The sequence below is a fragment of the Betaproteobacteria bacterium genome (assembly GCA_009377585.1).
Classification (GTDB): domain Bacteria; phylum Pseudomonadota; class Gammaproteobacteria; order Burkholderiales; family WYBJ01; genus WYBJ01.
Genome location: WHTS01000002.1, coordinates 31,328 through 46,180, shown reverse-complemented (window position 1 = coordinate 46,180; position 14,853 = coordinate 31,328). Strand labels below are relative to the sequence as shown.

Genomic DNA, 14,853 nt, shown 5'->3' with positions numbered 1-14,853 from the left:
CGCGATCACGCGCGATTTCGCACTGCGCTCCCCTCTCCCCCCGGGAGAGGGGGTGGGGGTGGGGGTGAGGAGAGGGAAGACAAGCCACTTCCCGCTACCCGAACGCGAGACACTTGCGCACCGCATCCAGGATGCGTTCGGTGCCAGGCATGTACGCGGCCTCCAGGCGCGAGAGCGGGACGACGACGTCATAGGACGCGACCCGCGTCACCGGCGCGAACAGCGACAGCAGCCCGTGCTCGGCCAGATTGGCCGCGATCTCGGCCGCGAAGCTGCCGCTGCGCGGCGCTTCGGTCACGACCACGCAACGCCCGGTCTTCGCCACCGATGCCAGTATCGTGTCCATGTCGAGCGGGCGCAGGGTCGCCACGTCGATCACCTCGGCGAACAGGCCCTCCTGCTCCAGACGACTTGCGACCTGCAGCGTCTCGTGCACCATCGCTCCCCAGGTGACCAGGGTGATGTCCGTACCTTCCCGCAACGTGAAGCAGGTGTCGAGCGCGAGCGGCTTGGCGTCGTCTTCCACCTCTTCCTTGAACAGCCGGTAGAGCCGCGTGGGCTCCAGGAACACCACCGGATCCGGGTCCTGGATCGCTGCGAGCAGCAGCCCGTATGCCCGCCGCGGCGAGGAGGGATAGACGACGCGGATGCCCGGGATGTGAGCGAACATCGCCTCCGGACTTTCCGAATGATGCTCGGGCGGATGAATGCCGGCGCCGCATGGGGTGCGCATCACCATCGGACAGGATATCCGGCCTTGCGTGCGATGACGCATGCGTCCGGCATGATTGAGAATCTGGTCGATGCAGACGTAGCCGAAGCCGGAGAACTGGATCTCCGCGACGGGCTTCAGCCCTTCCGCGGCCATGCCGATCGTCATGCCGGTGATGAGCTGTTCGGCCAGCGGGGTATCGATCACCCGCTCGGGTCCGAAGCGCTCCAGCAACCCGACGGTGGCGCGAAATACGCCGCCGTCGGTTCCGACATCCTGGCCCAGCACGAGCACTTCGGCATCGTCGGCCATGGCGCGAGCGAGCGCCAGGTTGACGGCCTCAACCAGCGTGACCTGCGGCATCGGCCGTTCCTTTGGCGAGCGCCTGGCGGCGCTGCGGCGCCAGCGCCGCCGGCAGCGAAGCGTACAGCTGATCGAACATCTGCGCGGGCGCGGGCGCAGGATGGTCCAGGTAGGCCTGGGTCGCTTCCTGCACCTGGTCGGCGCAGCGCCTGAGCAGAGCCTCCTCGTCGCTCTTGCTCCAGGCCTCGATGCCGAGGAGGTAGTTGCGCAGCCGCCCGATCGGTTCCCGCTGCCAGGCCGCTGCGACTTCGTCCGCGTCGCGATAGCGGCTCGCATCGTCCGCCGTGGTATGGTCGGCGAGCCGGTAACTCACTGCTTCGATGAGCGTGGCGCCGCCGCCGGCGCGCGCGCGCTCGATCGCTTCCAGCGCCACCTGGCGCACGGCGACCAGATCGTTGCCATCGACCTGGATGCCCGGGATGCCGGCCGCGATCGCCTTCTGGGCGAGCGTTTGCGCGGCGCTTTGCACCTTGCGCGGCACCGAGATCGCCCATTGGTTGTTGGTCACGACGAACACCACCGGCAGCTGCCAGGTGCCGGCGCCGTTGAGTGCCTCGTAGAACTCGCCCTTCGAGCTCGCGCCGTCGCCGATCATGCACACCGCGACCCTCGGCTGGCGGCGCAGCTTCATCGCATACGCAGCCCCCACGGCATGGCAACAATGCGACGCGATCGTGATACAGACGGGAAAGTCCGTGCGCGGCACGGCGTAGTTCGAGCCGCGCTCGTCGCCACCCCAGTAGAGCAGGATCTCGAGCATGCTCACGCCCCGGGCGAGCTGGGCCACAGTCTCCCGATAGGTGATCAGCAGGCTGTCCTCGGCGCGCATGGCGGACGTGACGCCGATGTCGATCGCTTCCTTGCCGAGCCCCGAGGCGAAGGTGCCGAGCTGACCCGTGCGCTGCAGCGCGAGCATCTTCTGGTCGAACGCACGCGCAAGCACCATCTGGCGGTAAAGCGAGACGAGCAGCTCGGGCTCGCGCGCGGATTCGGGAAGCGTTTGCAGCGCACGCCCCTGAACGTCGAGATACTGTCGCGCTTCGATCTCGAAGCGGCCGACAATCGTCATCGTGGACTCCTCGCGTGGGATGCGGCCATTGTCGCTGGTTTGCACTGCAGCTACAACCGAGCGGCCGCTTCCTGACGCAACATGAAGTCGATACCATACGGCTGCCGGCGGCGCGTGCCGTCGATCGGAATCCATCTGCCGTGAACCCCGAAGCCGACAGCGAGCGCGTGCGTATCGACAAGTGGCTGTGGGCCGCGCGTTTCTTCAAGACACGCTCGGCGGCAGCGCAGGCGGTCGACGGCGGCAAGGTGAAGCTCGGCGACGAGCGCGTCAAGCCGGCGCGGGTGTTGCGCATCGGCGACCGGCTCGCGATCCGCATCGGCGCCTTCGAATGGCTCGTCACGGTGCGCGCTCTTTCGGATCGGCGCGGACCCGCGCCGATGGCGCGCGAGCTGTACGAGGAGGACGAGCAAAGCCGTGGCCTACGCATCGCCGCGGTCGGAAGGTTGCGCGCCGGCTTCGAGCCCGAGCCCGAGCACGGCGGGCGACCGGAGAAGAAGCAGCGCCGCGACCTGCGCCGAGTGCGCGGCTATTGATGGCGCTGCAGCGCCACGGCACGCGCAGCAGCCAGCCTCCGGGGCAAGCGGATGTCACCATGTGATGGAATATCGGGATGGCATCACGCTGTCTTCGCGGGTGGCGCGCGACGGTTCGCTGGGTCCCGCGCGCACGATCGATCTCATGCGCCAGGTCTGCGCTGCGCTCGAGGAAGCGCATGCGCAGGGCGTGGTCCATCGCGACATCAAGCCCGACGAGCGGCCTGGGAGCGTCGCCGAAGTCCTGGTTACACTGGAGCAGTTGGGGTTGAGTCATCCCTGGAGCCAGGCGCAGGCCGAAAGCTGGTGGCAGGCTTATCGGCACGAGCCTGATACGAATACGCAGGAGACGGTATGAAGCTCGGTTTTTTCACGATGCCGATGCACCCGCCCGGGCGCAATCTGACCGAAACGCTGAAGGAGGATCGGGAAGCGGTGATCCTTGCCGACCGGCTGGGCTATTGCGATGCGCTGATCGGCGAGCACGTCACCGATGTCTGCGAATCGATTCCCTCGTGCCTGAGCTTCATCGCCCACGTCGCGCCCGAAACGCGCCAAATCAGGCTCGGCAGCGGCACCGTGAACTTGCCGAACAATCACCCGGCGCAGGTCGCCGCGCACGTCGCCATGATCGATCATCTGCTGGAAGGCCGCTTCCTCTTCGGCATCGGTCCGGGCGGCCTGCGCTCGGACATGGAGGCGCTCGGCAACCTCGATCGCGACCGCAACGCCATGTTCGTCGAGGCGATCGACCACATCCTCGCGTTGTGGACCACGGATGCGCCGTACCGGCGCGAAGGCCGCTTCTGGAACGTGAGCACCGAGAAGACGCTCATCCGCGATGCGGGGCAGGGCGTGATGATCAAGCCCTATCAGCAGCCGCATCCGCCCATCGTCGTGACCGTCGTGGTGCCGCACTCGAAGGGCTTGATGGCGGCCGCGCAGCGCGGCTGGACGCCGATCACGGCGAACTTCCTGCAACCGAAATGGGCAGCGACCCACTGGCCGATGTACGAGCAGGGCTGCCGCCTGGGCGGGCACACGGTGCGGTCCTCGGACTGGCGCGTGTGCAAATCGATCTTCGTCGCGGACGATGAAGCGACTGCGCGCCGTTATGCCAAGAGCGCGGACGGTCCCTACGGCTTCTATTTCTGGAACCTGCTGACCAAGCGCCGATCGTCGACCGGCAATGCCGACATCTTCAAGCACGATCCTGCGCTGCCCGAAGCCGCAGTGACCGTCGACTACATGCTGGAACATCTGGTCATCTCTGGCACGCCCGCGAGTGTGGCCGAGCAGATTCTCGCGTTCCGCGAGACGGTGGGCGATTTCGGTACGCTGCTCTACTGCGGCCACGACTGGGCGGACCCAAAGCTCGCCCGCCGCTCGATGGAGCTCATGGCCGAGCAGGTGATGCCGCAGGTGAATGCTGCGATCGGCAGCCGTCAGGGCTAAGGACGGGAAAAAAAGGGGCCAGGCCCTGGGCCACGCCCCTTTTTTTTGCGGTTCTCGGGTGAATGCTGCGACTGGCAGGCGTGAAGACCGGGGACGAGAGACGAGGGAATCGCCATGGCGCGAGGCAGGCAACGCTTTACGGGCAAGGTGGTTCTCATCACCGGCGGCAGCGGCGGGCAGGGTCGTGTGCAGGCGCGCCTGTTCGCCGAACAGGGGGCGGCGGTCGTGCTGACCGACGTCGTGCCAGCGCCGGGAAAGGCGGCCGCGGCCGCCATCCGCAAGGCGGGCGGCGCGGCGACGTTCCTCGCGCTCGACGTGGTCGCGGCCACAAGCTGGCAGCAGGCGATGCGCAAGGTGCGCCGCGCGCACGGTCGGCTCGATGTCCTCGTCAACAATGCCGGCGTGGTGAGCCGAACGAGCGTGCGCACGATCCCGGCGCACGAATGGCAGCGCGTGATCGACATCAACCTCACCGGCCCCATGCTCGGCATTCAGGCCGCGGCGCCGCTCATGCGCGATTGCGGCGGTGGATCGATCGTGAATATTTCTTCGACGGCGGGGCTGCTGGGCCATCCGGGGGTCGCCTATGCCGCGAGCAAGTGGGGCCTGCGCGGGGTGACCAAGGCGGCTGCGCTGGAGTTGCTCGACTGGGGCATCCGCGTGAACTCGGTGCATCCGGCGCAGGTCACCGATACCGGCATGGCCGCGAGCGCGACGCCCGGCTATCGCTATGCGAACGAGCGCGTCATGCCGCTCAAGCGCGCGTCGCGTCCCTACGAGGTCGCTCAGGCGGTGCTGTTCCTGGCGAGTGACGAAGCCAGCTATATCAACGCCGCCGAGATCGTGGTCGACGGCGGTGCGGTGTCGATCGGCATGCCGCGCGTGCGAACCTTGCTGGAAGAAGACTTTGCGGCAGCAGGCGCGAGCAGCCGGTGAGCGCCCGCGTCGCGGCGACCCGATGCGTCGCCGACCCTGAGCGATAATGCGATCGTTCGCGCGACGCGGCGTGAAACTCGAATGCAATCGCACGCCGCAGACCGACGAATGCGGTCATGCCGATAACCGAGGAGGACGTGTCTTGAGAACTTTCGCTCTACCGATTGCAGCCTCGTTGGCCGTCGCAGCATGGGTGGCGAGCGCGGCGTTGGCGCAGGACTATCCGACCAAGCCGATCCGCTGGATCATCCCGTACTCGCCCGGTGGTGCGACCGACATCACTGCGCGCACCCTCTCGCCCCACATGTCGCAGACGCTCGGGCAACAGATCGTGGCCGAGAATCGCGCTGGCGGCGCAGCCATCCCGGGCTTCGACCTGGTCGCGAAAGCGGCACCCGACGGGTACACGATGCTGCTCGCAAACATCGCATTCGCGGCGAATCCGAGTCTGTTCAAGAAGCTTCCGTTCGACGTGCAGAAGGACTTCACCCCGGTGAGCAAGGTGGCCGTCGTGCCGATGGTGGTGTCGGTGCATCCGTCGCTGCCGGTGAAAACACTCGACGATCTCATCCGGCTCGCGCGCAAGAACCCCGGCAAGCTCAACTTCGGTTCCGCGGGCAACGGCAGCGCCAATCAGCTCACCACGGAAGTGTTCCGCAGCTATACCAAAGTCGACATGGTGCACGTGCCGTTCAAGGGCGGCGGACCGGCGGTCGCGGCACTGGTGGGCGGGCAAATCGACCTGCTGTTCGCGACCATCAGCTCGGCCTCACACCATATCAAGGATGGCCGCTTGCGCGCGCTGGCGCTCACCTACTACAAACGCTCGTCGACCTTGCCGGAAGTGCCGACGCTGCAGGAGCTGGGCCTCAAGGACTACAACTACAACGAATGGCAAGTCGTCGTTGTACCCGCCAGTACGCCGCGGCCGATCGTGGATCGGCTGAACAAGGCCATCGTCGGGGCGCTCGCCGATCCGAAAGTGAAGGCCCGCATGGCCGAGCTGGGCAACGAGGTCGAGGGCACGACGCCGGAAGAAGCGGCTGCGTTCCTGAAAAAGGAATGGGCACTGTGGCCGCGCATCATCAAGGAAGCCGGGATCCAGGTGGTCAACTAGATGGGGGAACGTACCGCGCTGGTGATCGGGGCGACCGGCGTCACGGGCACGCCGCTCACCGAGGAGCTGCTTGCGGCGGGCTGGCCGGTGTACGCGGTGTCGCGGCGGGCCCCGATGCTGCGCGCGGGCCTGGACGCATCGCGCCTGCGCCATATCGCCGTGGATCTCGCCGATCCGGACGCCTGCTTGCGCACGCTCGGTCGGCTCAATGAAGTGACGCATCTTTTCTACTGCGGCAACGCGCCCGATTCCCCGACGCGGCTGCGGCTCATGAGCAACGTGCTCGATGCCGTGGAACAAGGCAGTGCGCGGCTCGAGAACGTGCACCTGATGCAGGGAACAAAGTACTACGGCTGCCACCTCGGGCCGTTCAAGGTGCCGGCGCGGGAGACCGATCCGCGCGTCCCCGGGGCCGATTTCTACTACAGCGAGGAAGACTGCGTGCGTGCCCGCGCCCGCGGCAAGCGCTGGACATGGACCGCGGTTCGGCCGCATTCGGTCTGCGGCTACGCGCGCGGCAATCCGCTCAACCTGGCGGTGGCGCTGGGCATCTACGGCTCGCTCGCGCGCGCCGCGGGCGAGTCGATGGCGTTTCCGTCGACACCGGCGTGTTCCGAGGCGCGCTTCAACGTGGTCGATTCCGAGCTGCTCGCGCGCGCGGCCATCTGGTGCTCGACCACGTCGGCCTGCGGCAACGAAGCGTTCAACATCAACAACGGCGACATCTTTCGCTGGATGGACATCTGGCCTTCATTGGCCGGATTCTTCGATCTCGACGCAGCCGGGCCGCAGGCGAAGCGCCTGCCCGAGTACCTGGCCGAGCACCAGGGCGCGTGGCTGCGGTTGTCCGAGGCCGACGGCCTCGCATCTTTTCCCTATGAGCGCATCGCGGCGTGGGCGCAGGGCGACTATCGGGCGCCGAGCTCGCGCTTCGCTTGCGAGTACGATGTCGTCTCGGAATTGTCGAAGGCGCGCGCTTTCGGCTTCGACGAGAAGGTCGACACGACGCGAATGTTCTTGCGCTTGTTCGAGCGCCTGCGCGCCGAGCGTGTCATTGCCTGAGGGAGGGCGGCGATGGATTCGTATCCGACCATCAAGTTCATCGTCGAGCGCGGCAACCTGCTTGCCATCGCGATCGGCGTATTGCCGCTGCTGGGCGCGGTCGCCCTGGTGGTTCTCGGCGTGCATTGGTTTGCGCTGGTGGCCGGGGCCGTCGCGGCCGCGGTGGTTTATTTTCTGATGAAGAGCTACGTGGAGCTGGTGCGCGTGATCGCCGATATGCTCCTGCCGAAATGAGGACGTATGGCGAGTCGAAGTGACTGGGACGTGGTCGTGGTGGGCGGCGGGCTCGGCGGCCTGAGCGCCGCCTGCCGGGCCGCGCAGCTGGGATTGAAGGCGGCGGTGCTGGAGCGCGGGACCGAGCCGCAGTACCTGTGCAATTCGCGCTTCTCGGGCGGCATTCTGCACATCTCGCAACACAACGTGCAGGAGCCGGCCGAGAATCTGGTCCAGGTCATCGAGGAAGCGACGCTGGGCGAATGCGATCCGGCGCTGGCCCGCGCGCTCGCCGAGGATGCGCGCCGCGCCGTCGAGTGGCTGCGCAGTGAAGGCGCCAAGTTCATTCGCGTCGGTCAGATCGTGTGGCAGCAGCACGTGCTTGCGCCGCCGCGGCCCATCACGCCGGGGCTCGACTGGAAGGGACGCGGCCCCGATGTCACGCTGCGCACGCTGGAAGCCAATTTGATCCAGCGCGGCGGTGCGGTGCTGCGCGGTACGGCAGCGCGAGCGCTGATGGAGGCGGGCGGTCGGTGCGTGGGCGTGGAAGCCGAACGCGAGGGCAGCTCCGTTCAGTTCGGCGCCAAGGCCGTGGTCATCGCCGACGGCGGCTATCAGGCGAGCTTCGACCTCATCGGCAAACACATCACACCGGCGCCCGAGAAGCTGATGCAGCGCGGCGCTTCGACCGGCGTGGGCGACGGCCTGCGCATGGCACAGTCGCTCGGCGCCGCAGTGACCCGGCTCGATGCCTTCTACGGTCACATGCTGTCGCGCGATTCGTTTCATAACGACAAGGTCTGGCCTTATCCGCAGCTCGACGAGCTGGGCACCGCCGGGATCGTGGTCGATGCGCGCGGCGAGCGCTTCACCGACGAGGGCATGGGTGGGGTCTATGTCGCCAACATGATCGCGCGCCTGCCCGATCCGCTCTCGACCTGGGCGGTGTTCGACGATGCCGTCTGGAACGGCCCCGGCAAGGCGGCGCGCATTCCAGCCAACCCGAACCTGGTGAAAGCGGGCGGGACGGTGCACGAGGCCAGAACGCTCACGGCGCTGGCCGAGATCATAGGCGTGCCCGCCGAGCGCTTCGAGCTCACCGTGGCGGGTTACAACCAGGCGCTGGCTGCGGGCAAGCTCGAGGACCTCGCCCCACGTCGCACATCGACCCGCATCGCTGCGATGCCGGTGGCGAAGCCGCCGTTCTACGCGGTGCCGTTGTGCGCCGGGATTACCTACACCATGGGCGGCATCGCGATCGATCCCGACGGACAGGTGTTGCGCACGGGCGGCGGTGGAAGCATCGACGGGCTGTATGCCGTCGGCACCACCACCGGCGGGCTCGAGGGCGGCAGCGGCGTGGGCTATGTCGGCGGGCTCATCAAGGCGGCGACGTTCGGCATTCGCGCGGCAGAGCGAATCGCTTGCGCGCTCGGATAGCAATTTTTGTCGCTGCCGCGTCGACGGCAGTCCAGGGCAAGACCCAGAATCTGATTCCCGCCAGCTCGGTAACGACTCGTGGATAATGGGAAAGTCTTCACAGGACAGGGAAGGAAACATCATGCTGCTCACCGCACGCCGCGCGCGCTATCGCGAAATCCTGCAAGGAAACGTCTGCGTCCACCCGGCGTCGGTGTTCGACGCCATGTCGGCGCGCATCGCCGCCTCGCTCGGGTTCGAGGTCGGAATGTTCGCCGGCTCCACCGCCTCGGCCACCGTGCTGGGTGCGCCGGACATCATCGTCCTGACGCTGACCGAGTTCGCGGACCAGATCCTGCGCATTTGCCGCGCCTCGCCCATGCCGCTCATGGTCGACGCCGATCACGGCTACGGCAACGCGATCAACGTCATGCGAACCGTCGAAGAGCTCGAAACCGCCGGCGTGTCGGGCTTGACGATCGAGGATACGGTCCTCCCGACCGCGTTCGGCGCCAAGGGCGAGCAGATGATCACGATTCCCGAGTTCGTCGGCAAGTTGAAGGCCGCGGTCGCCGCGCGCCAGGACCCGTCGCTCACGGTGATCGGTCGCACCAACGGGCTGAAGCTCTCCGGCATCCCGGAGACGATCGAGCGGGTGAAAGCCGCGCAGGATACCGGCGTGGATGCGATCTTCCTGGTCGGCGGCACCAAGCGCGCCGAGATCGAGGCCGTGCACGAGATCTGCCGCTTGCCCCTGATACTCGGCGGCGCCACGCCCGAGCTTTCCGACAAGCAATGGCTGGCCGAGCATGGCGTGCGCGTCGCGCTGCAAGGGCACCAGCCGCTCTATGCGTCCGTCAAGGCTGTGTACGACACGCTCAAGCACCTGCGCGAGGGCGGGACGACTGCGGCGCTGAAAGACAAGGTCGCCTCCGAGGAACTGCTCGACGTGGCGCTACGGCAGAAGGATTACAAACGCTGGCAGGGTGAGTACTTGAAATGAAGTAGCGGTAATCCCGGACGGATCACAGGAGGAGGGTGAGATGAAAGCTGCATGCGCATTGGCTGCTTTTGCTCTGCTCGGTATCGATTGCGCGCAGGCGCAAGGTTGGTCGTCGCAGAAAAACGTGGAGCTCGTCGTGCCCGTGGCGCCCGGCGGCACTCTCGACAAGCTCGCCCGGGGGATCGAGCGCACCTTCGTCGCGAGCAAGGTCCTCAACACGAGCTTCACCCTCGTCCACCGCCCGGGCGGCGGCAATCAGATCGGTTACAACTACTGGGGCGACTTCTTCAAGACCGGGGCGGAGCTGCACGCGACCATCGACAGCGAGTACAAGGCGATGAAGGGCGTGCTGGTGGACCTGGGGCTGGCAAAGCCGTAGCGAGGCCTTGTCAGGCGGCAGCCGGCTCGGAGACGGATGCTGGAGCTGAGCAACCTGGACTTGCCTGAAATATCAAGCCCAAGGCGAGCGCCATGAGATGTCAGGCCGCAGGCTCGGCTGCGGTCGCGAGGCCGCGGATGTAAGCGACGAACTCGGGATCCTCGCCGCGCAGCAGCTCGGGCAGCGCCCGCCGGAAATCCGGCCGCGCGCACCATTCGCGCATGTAGTCTTCCCACGAGCGCCAGCGCCGCGCCTGCTTGTCGCTCATCGATTCTTCGTACAGGACGAGGTAGGCGCGCTCGAAGAGCGAGATCAGCATGTTGAACACGATGAGCTTGCGCTCGCGCTGCTCGACGGTGAGTTCGCCGGCGGATTCCGCCGAGAAAAGCCGCAGGTCCGGATTCTCCAGCGCGACCTTGAGGAACTCCTGGTAGTTGTCCGAGAGGAGCTGGTAGACCTCTTCATCCTCGTTCTCGCGCTCCTTGCGCTGGTCGTGGATGTACACCACGATCGCGAGCGGCAGGCCGATCACCGTGACGATGTAGCTCAATAGCTCCCAGGTCTCGAGAGACATTACGAATGCTCCCGGAGAGTGCCGATTCCGATCCATGCTGTGATGGATTCTGCATGCTCTTCAAGCACGATACCGAGATCGTCCGAAGCCGTCCAAGAAGGGAAAGGTCTAGACCGAACGTCGTCTGCCGAGGGGAGAGGTCGAGCTCAGGATGCAGGCAGCGCCGGCATTTCGCGCAGCAGCCTGCCGTAGCCCTCGATCCGCCCTGCGTACCCGATGGTCTTCAGCGCCGCCCAGACGCTGAACTGCGTGCTCGAAAGCACCGGCAGCCCGGTATCGCGTTCCAGCCGCTCGATGATGGTCATCGATTGCCAGTTGGTGCATAGAAACGCGATCGCCTGCGCTTCGGGGCAGGCGATGCGGCGGCCGAGGTCGCAGGCGCTCTGCACGTCGAGGCGGCCGATCTCGAGATTGTCCTCGTATCCGAGGCACTCGGTCTTGACGACTTCGATGCCGTTGGCACGCAGGAACGCGATCGCGATGTCGTTCACCTTGGTCGTATAAGCGGTGCCGAGGGCAACGCGCTTGGCCCCGAGTGCGGCGAGCGATTGCAGCAGCGCGGTCGATGCGGTGGTGGCCGGCTTGCCGGTGGCCTGCGCGATCCGCTGCGACATCTCGCGGTCGTAGCCCATGCCCTTGAGGAAGCTCGGCGCCGCGGCCCCGAGCACGATCACGTCGACATCCGCGCTCGCAAGCTTCTTCGATTCGCTTTCCAGCGGATCCACCATCCCGGCGATCGACTCGGGATTCACTTGCGTGATCGGCAGGCGGGCGACGTGCAACGATACGTCCTGCGGGAGCGTCCGGTAGAACTCGACTTCGACGGTCGAGTTGGAGGAGGGGACGAGCAGGCCGATGCGCTTGGAGGCGAGGGACATTGTTATGCGCTTGAAGAATATGAGGGATGTTGTTGAGTGAAATGTGAAGAGTGAAAGGTGAAGTGGCGGTCCGTCGGTGAGTTGCATGCTGGACGCTTGGGCGCCCCTCACCCTTCACCTTTCACCCTGCACCGAGCTCACTTGTATTTCTTATTGACCAGAGACCCGATGTCCACGCCCGCGTCGATGTCCTGCTTGCGCTTGCTGTCGCCGGCATCGATCTTGCGCGCTTCGGCCAGAATCGCGGCGGCATGCGCCTTGGGCACGAACACCACGCCGGCGTCGTCGGCCAGGACGAGATCGCCGGCGTCGACCGACACGTTGCAGACTCGCACCCGGCCGTTCACTTCCACGGTTTCCAGGCGCCATTTGCCGGTGATCTGCGTTACGCCGCGCGCCCAGATGGGGAAGCTTAAGCCCCGCGACGCATCGGGATCGCGATAGGAGCCGTCGATGACAGCGCCTGCGCAGCCCTGGCGGTGGGCGATGGTGGCCGACTGCCCGCCCATGTTGGAGCAGCCGAACAGGCCCTCGATGACGATCACGTCGCCGTGCCGGGCCAGGTTGTACGCTTCGGTCTCGCCCATGCGGTTGATGCCTTCGGCCGCGGCGGTGTGAACCGACTGCTGGCGCTCGACGTTGCGCACCGTTACGGCGTGACCGATGATGCGCTTGCCCGCAAGGGTCGGGGCGAGCGTCGAGGCGGGCAGCGCCGCGAACAAGCCGAGGTTGTCCATCGCATCCGAGACCGTGCCCGTCAGATCGACCAGCGCGGAGAATCCCGCGACGATTTCCTCGGGCAGCCGCGGGACTTCCAGGGTACCGAACGCGCTTCGGGGCAGCTTGCCGAGCGTCTTGATTTCCGTAGCCATGCGTTCCTCCTGCGTTGATTGGGATCAGACCATAGCGAGACGGGCAGGCGCGAGACGCGGCCGAGGCCGGCTTGCTCGAGCACCGAGAGATCGCGGAAGCTGCCGGTCGAACCGGGGCGAGGTGCGAAGCTTCGCAGCGTGTCGGGAAGCGTCATCGTCTTGCTCCGCCGTATTCCTGCGCTTGCTCTACCGCGGCGCGCTTTTCTGCATCTGCTGCATCTGCTGCATCTGTTGCATCTGCTGCATCAGCTCCTTCATCTTCTGCGGATCGGCATTCATCATCTCGTTCATGTTCATGCCACCCATGTTGTCCATCACCACGTCGCCCGGCTTCTGTCCCGGCTTGCAGGGGCCGACCCAGCGCGCATCGATCTTCTGCGACATCTCTTTCATGCCCTGCATCGGTGGCTCGAAGGTCGAGCGCAGCTCCCCCGAATAGCGCGTGGCGAAGTCGCCGCTGAAGCGGCCGTGGGTGCGTATGGTCGTGTTGCCGCTGCGGCAGACGGCATCGACCACGAAGACGCTGCCTTCGCGCCGTGTCGACTGCTGCTGGCATTCCTGGCTTTGCCCGGCGCGCGAAGCGATCAGGTCGTCGGTCTTCTCGTCGGTGCACATGCTCATCGACTGCGGTGGAACGGCCAGCCCGGTGGTAGTCACGGTCTGTTGCCACAGGCCCGGCTTGCGCTTGGGCGCGTCCATGGATGCGGCCTGAACGGCGACGATCGGCGCAAGAAGCGCGCAGGCGCCGAGAGTGATCCGAAACGCTACAGCCGGCATGCAGGCACTCCGGTCAAATGACGAACAGATCGACGAACTCGTTGACCGGGGTGGCCTCGAGCCGTGCCCCGTCCTCGCAGAGCCTCAGGATCGCGTCGCATTGCTTGGCCGGGAAACGGCGGCCGAGGTTGGTCTTGAACTTCTCCACCAGCAGCGGGATGCCTTCGGCACGCCGGCGCCGATGACCGAGCGGATACTCTACGTCGACCTTGCGCGTCTGGCTGCCGTCGGCGAAGAACACCTGGATGCCGTTGGCGATCGAGCGTTTGGCCGGGTCAAGGTAGTCCGCGGTCCACTGCTTGTTCTCCACGCAGAGCATCTTTTCGCGCAGCCGATCGATGCGCGGATCGCGCGCGACCTCGTCCTCGTAATGGCGCGCGGTGAGACTGCCGTGGATGAGCGCAACCGCAGTCATGTACTGGATGCAGTGATCGCGATCGGCCGGGTTGTTGAGCGGCCCCTTCTTGTCGATGATGCGGATGGCCGACTCGTGGGTGGTGATCACGACCTCCTTCACCTCGTTGAGCCGCGGCGCCACGTCGGGATACAGCTCGAGCGCGGCTTCCACCGCGGTCTGTGCATGGAACTCCGCCGGGTAGGAGATCTTGAACAGCACGTGCTCCATCACGTACGAGCCGTACTCGCGCGTGAACTGGAACGGCTGCCCCTTGAAGAGCACGTCGTAAAAACCCCAGGTGGACGCGGTGAGCGCGGACGGATAGCCCATTTCGCCCTTGAGCGCCATGAGCGCGAGACGCACGCCGCGGCTGGTTGCATCGCCGGCGGCCCAGGACTTGCGCGAGCCGGTATTGGGCACATGGCGGTAGGTGCGAAGCGACTGGCCGTCGATCCAGGCGTTGGAGAGTGCGTTCAGGATCTCCTCCTGCGTCGCGCCGAGCATCTGCGCGACCACGGCGGTGGTGGCCACCTTCACCAGCACGACGTGATCGAGGCCGACGCGGTTGAAGCTGTTCTCGATCGCGATGACACCCTGGATCTCGTGCGCCTTGATCATGCTTTCGAGCACGTCGCGCATCGGCAGCGGTTCGTGCCCGTTGGCGATGTTATTGCGCGACAGGTAATCGGCGACGGCGAGAATCCCGCCCAGGTTGTCCGACGGATGGCCCCATTCGGCGGCGAGCCAGGTGTCGTTGAAATCGAGCCAGCGGATCATGCAGCCGATGTTGAAGGCCGCCATGACCGGATCGAGCTGAAACGACGTGCCGGGCACGCGCGCCCCGTTTGGCACTACGGTGCCGGGCACGATCGGGCCCATGAGCTTGGTGCAGGCCGGGTAGGAGAGCGCCTCCAGCCCGCAGCCGAGGGTATCCATCAGGCAATAGCGCGCGGTCTCGTACGCTTCCTTGCTTGTGACTGGGTAGCGCGCGACGTAGTCCGCGATGTCTGTGAGAACCTTGTCCGGTTCGGGGCGAATGTTGCTGATGGCGCTCGACATGGCGGGCTCCCTTTGATGCGTCTGTATCCGCG

Annotated in this window: 17 protein-coding genes; 10 read left to right on the top strand and 7 right to left on the bottom strand. The window is 66.0% G+C overall.

Going from position 1 to position 14,853, the window contains the following annotated elements; translation table 11 throughout:
- Nucleotides 1–94: 94 nt before the first annotated feature.
- Nucleotides 95–1,075, bottom strand: a complete 981-nt coding sequence (locus GEV05_01000; GenBank protein MPZ41981.1) for an alpha-ketoacid dehydrogenase subunit beta — start codon at nucleotides 1,073–1,075, stop codon at nucleotides 95–97.
- Nucleotides 1,053–2,144 carry a pyruvate dehydrogenase (acetyl-transferring) E1 component subunit alpha gene (gene pdhA, locus GEV05_00995; GenBank protein MPZ41980.1) on the bottom strand — a complete coding sequence of 364 codons (1,092 nt, stop codon included), beginning with the start codon at nucleotides 2,142–2,144 and terminating at the stop codon, nucleotides 1,053–1,055. The genes GEV05_01000 and pdhA overlap by 23 nt, the downstream gene beginning before the upstream one ends.
- A 140-nt stretch (nucleotides 2,145–2,284) precedes the next feature.
- Here pdhA and GEV05_00990 point away from each other — a divergent pair, with 140 nt between their 5' ends.
- The 10 genes from GEV05_00990 (at nucleotide 2,285) to GEV05_00945 (ending at nucleotide 10,264) form a co-directional block, all read left to right on the top strand.
- Nucleotides 2,285–2,680 (top strand): RNA-binding protein, encoded by a 396-nt coding sequence (locus GEV05_00990; protein MPZ41979.1) that lies wholly within the window; start codon nucleotides 2,285–2,287, stop codon nucleotides 2,678–2,680.
- A gap of 64 nt (nucleotides 2,681–2,744) precedes the next feature.
- The gene (locus GEV05_00985) at nucleotides 2,745–3,038 is read left to right on the top strand and encodes a hypothetical protein (GenBank protein ID MPZ41978.1); all 294 of its coding nucleotides are present in this window, start codon (nucleotides 2,745–2,747) and stop codon (nucleotides 3,036–3,038) included.
- On the top strand, nucleotides 3,035–4,135 hold the full coding sequence (locus GEV05_00980; protein ID MPZ41977.1) for an LLM class flavin-dependent oxidoreductase: 1,101 nt from the start codon (nucleotides 3,035–3,037) through the stop codon (nucleotides 4,133–4,135). Before GEV05_00985 ends, GEV05_00980 begins: the two co-directional genes overlap by 4 nt.
- Before the next feature lie 114 nt (nucleotides 4,136–4,249).
- On the top strand, nucleotides 4,250–5,071 hold the full coding sequence (locus GEV05_00975) for an SDR family oxidoreductase (protein MPZ41976.1): 822 nt from the start codon (nucleotides 4,250–4,252) through the stop codon (nucleotides 5,069–5,071).
- A 142-nt stretch (nucleotides 5,072–5,213) separates the two neighbouring features.
- On the top strand, nucleotides 5,214–6,188 hold the full coding sequence (locus GEV05_00970; GenBank protein ID MPZ41975.1) for a tripartite tricarboxylate transporter substrate binding protein: 975 nt from the start codon (nucleotides 5,214–5,216) through the stop codon (nucleotides 6,186–6,188).
- A complete protein-coding gene (locus tag GEV05_00965; protein ID MPZ41974.1) occupies nucleotides 6,189–7,250 on the top strand; it encodes an NAD(P)H-binding protein in 1,062 nt (353 codons plus the stop codon). It abuts the gene before it with no gap.
- Nucleotides 7,251–7,262: 12 nt separating this feature from the next.
- Nucleotides 7,263–7,484, top strand: coding sequence for a hypothetical protein (locus GEV05_00960; GenBank protein MPZ41973.1), 222 nt, complete (start codon nucleotides 7,263–7,265; stop codon nucleotides 7,482–7,484).
- A 6-nt stretch (nucleotides 7,485–7,490) separates the two neighbouring features.
- Complete coding sequence (locus GEV05_00955) at nucleotides 7,491–8,903, top strand: FAD-dependent oxidoreductase (GenBank protein ID MPZ41972.1); 1,413 nt, start codon at nucleotides 7,491–7,493, stop codon at nucleotides 8,901–8,903.
- Between the two features lie 121 nt (nucleotides 8,904–9,024).
- Entirely contained in the window at nucleotides 9,025–9,885 is an 861-nt protein-coding gene (locus GEV05_00950) for an oxaloacetate decarboxylase (GenBank protein MPZ41971.1), read from the top strand.
- Nucleotides 9,886–9,925: 40 nt separating this feature from the next.
- Nucleotides 9,926–10,264, top strand: a complete 339-nt coding sequence (locus GEV05_00945; protein MPZ41970.1) for a hypothetical protein — start codon at nucleotides 9,926–9,928, stop codon at nucleotides 10,262–10,264.
- 100 nt (nucleotides 10,265–10,364) lie between these two features.
- On the opposite strand, the gene GEV05_00940 is transcribed toward GEV05_00945, so the two are convergent.
- From GEV05_00940 to GEV05_00920, 5 genes are all read right to left on the bottom strand, one after another.
- Nucleotides 10,365–10,838, bottom strand: coding sequence for a hypothetical protein (locus GEV05_00940; GenBank protein MPZ41969.1), 474 nt, complete (start codon nucleotides 10,836–10,838; stop codon nucleotides 10,365–10,367).
- Nucleotides 10,839–10,984: 146 nt separating this feature from the next.
- Nucleotides 10,985–11,716, bottom strand: a complete 732-nt coding sequence (locus GEV05_00935) for a maleate cis-trans isomerase (protein MPZ41968.1) — start codon at nucleotides 11,714–11,716, stop codon at nucleotides 10,985–10,987.
- Between the two features lie 137 nt (nucleotides 11,717–11,853).
- Nucleotides 11,854–12,588, bottom strand: a complete 735-nt coding sequence (locus GEV05_00930; GenBank protein MPZ41967.1) for an RraA family protein — start codon at nucleotides 12,586–12,588, stop codon at nucleotides 11,854–11,856.
- Between the two features lie 186 nt (nucleotides 12,589–12,774).
- Nucleotides 12,775–13,365: a DUF3617 family protein gene (locus tag GEV05_00925; protein MPZ41966.1), complete on the bottom strand. Its 591-nt coding sequence runs from the start codon at nucleotides 13,363–13,365 to the stop codon at nucleotides 12,775–12,777.
- A 13-nt stretch (nucleotides 13,366–13,378) separates the two neighbouring features.
- Complete coding sequence (locus tag GEV05_00920; GenBank protein ID MPZ41965.1) at nucleotides 13,379–14,821, bottom strand: bifunctional 2-methylcitrate dehydratase/aconitate hydratase; 1,443 nt, start codon at nucleotides 14,819–14,821, stop codon at nucleotides 13,379–13,381.
- Between the last annotated feature and the right edge of the window lie 32 nt (nucleotides 14,822–14,853).

What these genes read in the sequence shown, in the direction of transcription:
- GEV05_01000 (MPZ41981.1), bottom strand. Translation starts at nt 1,075, where the DNA reads ATGCCGCAGGTCACGCTGGTTGAGGCCGTCAACCTGGCGCTCGCTCGC.
- pdhA (MPZ41980.1), bottom strand. Translation starts at nt 2,144, where the DNA reads ATGACGATTGTCGGCCGCTTCGAGATCGAAGCGCGACAGTATCTCGAC.
- GEV05_00985 (MPZ41978.1), top strand. Translation starts at nt 2,745, where the DNA reads ATGGAATATCGGGATGGCATCACGCTGTCTTCGCGGGTGGCGCGCGAC.
- GEV05_00980 (MPZ41977.1), top strand. Translation starts at nt 3,035, where the DNA reads ATGAAGCTCGGTTTTTTCACGATGCCGATGCACCCGCCCGGGCGCAAT.
- GEV05_00975 (MPZ41976.1), top strand. Translation starts at nt 4,250, where the DNA reads ATGGCGCGAGGCAGGCAACGCTTTACGGGCAAGGTGGTTCTCATCACC.
- GEV05_00965 (MPZ41974.1), top strand. Translation starts at nt 6,189, where the DNA reads ATGGGGGAACGTACCGCGCTGGTGATCGGGGCGACCGGCGTCACGGGC.
- GEV05_00960 (MPZ41973.1), top strand. Translation starts at nt 7,263, where the DNA reads ATGGATTCGTATCCGACCATCAAGTTCATCGTCGAGCGCGGCAACCTG.
- GEV05_00955 (MPZ41972.1), top strand. Translation starts at nt 7,491, where the DNA reads ATGGCGAGTCGAAGTGACTGGGACGTGGTCGTGGTGGGCGGCGGGCTC.
- GEV05_00950 (MPZ41971.1), top strand. Translation starts at nt 9,025, where the DNA reads ATGCTGCTCACCGCACGCCGCGCGCGCTATCGCGAAATCCTGCAAGGA.
- GEV05_00945 (MPZ41970.1), top strand. Translation starts at nt 9,926, where the DNA reads ATGAAAGCTGCATGCGCATTGGCTGCTTTTGCTCTGCTCGGTATCGAT.
- GEV05_00940 (MPZ41969.1), bottom strand. Translation starts at nt 10,838, where the DNA reads ATGTCTCTCGAGACCTGGGAGCTATTGAGCTACATCGTCACGGTGATC.
- GEV05_00935 (MPZ41968.1), bottom strand. Translation starts at nt 11,716, where the DNA reads ATGTCCCTCGCCTCCAAGCGCATCGGCCTGCTCGTCCCCTCCTCCAAC.
- GEV05_00930 (MPZ41967.1), bottom strand. Translation starts at nt 12,588, where the DNA reads ATGGCTACGGAAATCAAGACGCTCGGCAAGCTGCCCCGAAGCGCGTTC.
- GEV05_00925 (MPZ41966.1), bottom strand. Translation starts at nt 13,365, where the DNA reads ATGCCGGCTGTAGCGTTTCGGATCACTCTCGGCGCCTGCGCGCTTCTT.
- GEV05_00920 (MPZ41965.1), bottom strand. Translation starts at nt 14,821, where the DNA reads ATGTCGAGCGCCATCAGCAACATTCGCCCCGAACCGGACAAGGTTCTC.